Source organism: Komagataeibacter kakiaceti JCM 25156 (assembly GCF_000613305.1).
Genome location: NZ_BAIO01000264.1, coordinates 1 through 3,233 on the forward strand (window position 1 = coordinate 1; position 3,233 = coordinate 3,233).

General features: G+C 65.0%; 1 protein-coding gene and 2 pseudogenes. All 3 read left to right on the forward strand.

Going from position 1 to position 3,233, the window contains the following annotated elements; translation table 11 throughout:
* Positions 1 to 100 precede the first annotated feature (100 nt).
* Complete coding sequence (locus tag JCM25156_RS32645) at positions 101 to 265, forward strand: DprA-like winged helix domain-containing protein (RefSeq protein WP_407637122.1); 165 nt, start codon at positions 101 to 103, stop codon at positions 263 to 265.
* Between the two features lie 46 nt (positions 266 to 311).
* Positions 312 to 3,003 (forward strand): annotated as a pseudogene (gene topA, locus JCM25156_RS23955) (type I DNA topoisomerase).
* A gap of 2 nt (positions 3,004 to 3,005) precedes the next feature.
* Positions 3,006 to 3,233 (forward strand): annotated as a pseudogene (locus JCM25156_RS23960) (ribonuclease R); the annotation flags it as partial.

Here is a 3,233-nt window from a genome sequence, read left to right on the forward strand (position 1 = left end):
CCCCGCCCCCCATGGGCGACAGGCCGCCCCACGCCCGCCAGCCAGCCCGGTATCACCCCCCGCCACGCCACCGGAGGGGGAGGCGGACATTTGTAAAAGAGTGGAGGGATTTCTATCTTTCACGCCATCGCCTGTTGACGATCTTGTACGGCGCTGCCAGTTCTCCACAGCAGCAGTCCTGAGTGTCCTGTCGGAAATGGAGATTGCGGGCATGATCGAATTCCTTCCGGGGGATATGGTCGTGCGGCGTCCACCCCCGGCCTGACGGCAGGAAGCAGAGCAAGGTTTGAGAATCGTGATCCGGAGACAGAATGACTGACGTCGTGGTGGTCGAATCGCCAGCCAAGGCGAAAACGATCAATAAGTATCTGGGTGATAACTACACGGTTCTTGCCTCGTTCGGGCATGTACGTGACCTGCCACCCAAGGATGGAAGCGTGCGGCCCGATGAGGGCTTCGCCATGGTGTGGGAAACCGATGAGCGCGGCAGCCGCCAGATCGCGGCCATCGCCAAGGCGCTGCGCGGGGCGCGCCATCTCTACCTCGCCACTGATCCCGACCGCGAGGGGGAAGCCATTTCGTGGCATGTACGCGCCATTCTGGAGGAGAAGAACCTCCTCAAGGGCATCGACGTACAGCGCGTCACGTTTAACGAGATCACCAAAAGCGCCATCAAGACCGCGATGGCCCATCCGCGTGAACTCGATTTTCCGCTGATCGAGGCGTATCTGGCCCGGCGCGCGCTGGATTATCTGGTTGGCTTCACGCTTTCGCCCGTCCTGTGGCGCAAGCTGCCCGGTTCGAAAAGTGCCGGACGCGTGCAGTCGGTCGCGCTGCGGCTGATCTGTGAGCGCGAAGCCGAGATCGAGGTTTTCCGCCCGCGTGAATACTGGTCGGTCATCGCCCACATGACCACGCCCGCCGGCGCGGCCTTCACCGCGCGGCTGACGCATCTGGACGGCCACAAGCTCGACCAGTTCGATCTGGCGACGAAGCCAGCGCCATGCGCGCGAAAGCGGCGGTGGAAGCGGGCGACTTCAGCGTAGGCAAGGTCGAACGCCGCAAGGTGCGCCGCAACCCGCCGCCGCCCTTCACCACATCGACCATGCAGCAGGAAGCCTCACGCAAGCTCGGCATGGGCGCGCAGGTGGCCATGCGCACGGCCCAGCAGCTTTATGAAGCATCGACATCGGCGGTGAGACGGTCGGCCTGATCACCTATATGCGAACCGACGGCGTGCAGATGGCGGGCGAGGCGATCAGCGCCATCCGCAGCCATATCGGCCACAGCTTTGGCGAACACTACGTGCCCGAAAAGGCGCGCATCTATTCCACCAAGGCCAAGAACGCGCAGGAAGCGCATGAAGCCATCCGCCCGACCGACGTGCGCCGCACGCCAGCGGACATGGCGCCCTACCTCTCGGCCGAGCAGAAGAAGCTGTACGACCTGGTGTGGAAGCGTTCGGTCGCAAGCCAGATGCAGTCCGCCGAGCTGGACCAGGTGGCGGTGGACATCATGGACCGCCAGCAGCGCACGACGCTGCGCGCCACCGGCTCCATCATCGCCTTCGATGGGTTCCTGCGCCTGTACAGCGAAGGCCGCGACGATTCCCCCGCAAAGGCGGATGACGATCAGGACCGCATGCTGCCCGCCATGAGCGAGCGCGACGCGATCGGCCGGGGCGATGTCGTGGCGGACCAGCACTTCACCCAGCCGCCGCCGCGGTATTCGGAAGCCTCTCTGGTCAAGAAGATGGAGGAAATCGGCATTGGCCGTCCCTCCACCTACGCCTCCATCCTGACCGTGCTGCGCGACCGCAACTATGTGCGCCTCGAGAGCCGGCGCTTCATACCCGAAGATCGCGGACGGCTTGTCACGGCGTTTCTCACCTCGTTCTTCGAACGCTATGTCGATACGCAGTTCACCGCCGGGCTTGAGGAACAGCTTGATGACATTTCCGGCGGCCGGGCCAACTGGCGCGATGTCATGGCCGCGTTCTGGAGCGACTTTTCCCACGCCGTGGACCAGACCAAGGATCTCAAGATATCCGATGTCATCACGGCCCTTGACGCGGATCTCTCGCCCTATTTCTTCCCCCAGCGCGAGGACGGGCAGGATCCGCGCGTCTGCACCGCGTGCCATACCGGCCGGCTGGGGCTGAAGCTGGGCCGCTATGGCGCATTCATCGGCTGTTCCAATTATCCGACCTGCCAGTACACCCGCAAACTGGTGGCCGACCCGAACGAGGGCGATGAAGCCGCCTCCCTCAAGGACGGGCTGCGCGTGCTGGGCACCGGTCCCTCGGGGGATGAGATTACCGTGCGCCGTGGCCCGTGGGGGCTGTACGTGCAGCAGGGCGAACCCGACCCCGAGGACAAGAAGGCCAAGCCGAAGCGCGCCACCATTCCCCGTGGGCTGGATGGCGATTCGATCACGCTGGAACAGGCGGTGGGGCTGCTGTCGCTGCCGCGCATCGTGGGCATCCATCCCGAACTGGGCGAGCCGATCGAGGCGGGTCTGGGCCGGTTCGGGCCATATGTGAAAATGGGCGCGGTCTATGGGTCGCTGGACAAGGACGATGATGTCCTGACCGTGGGCCTGAACCGCGCGGTCGATGCGCTGGCCAAGAAGCTGGCCTCCATCCGCACCATTGGCCCGCACCCCAAGGATGGCGAGCCGGTGCTGGTGCGCAAGGGACGCTTCGGCCCCTATGTCCAGCACGGATCCATCGTGGCCACCGTGCCGCGCGGGCAGGACATGGATGATGTGACCATGGAAGAGGCCCTGACGCTGCTGACCGAAAAGGGCAAGCCGCTGAAGCCCAAGGGCAAGAAAGCCCCGGCCCGCAAGCCCGCCGCACGCAAGACCAGGGCGAAGACGGCGGAAACAGCCGAAACGGCCGAAGAGGGCGCGGCACCCAAGAAGAAACCCGCCGCGCGCAAGACCGCTGCCCGCAAGACCACCACGCGCAGGAAGACCAGCACCGAAAGCGGGACTGACTGAGCATGAAACGGCAGCGTCCAGCAGCTCCCGAGATGCCGGACCGCCTGCCCACGGGCACTTCCCCGGCCCGGACGGGTGGCCTGCCCGAGCGTGAACAGCTCCGCGCGTTTATCGAAAACGCACAGGGCCGGATCGGCAAGCGCGAGATCAGCCGGGAATTCGGCCTTGGCCCGGAACACCGGCGCGCCTTACGCGAAATGCTGCGCGGCATGGCGCTGGATGGCACGCTG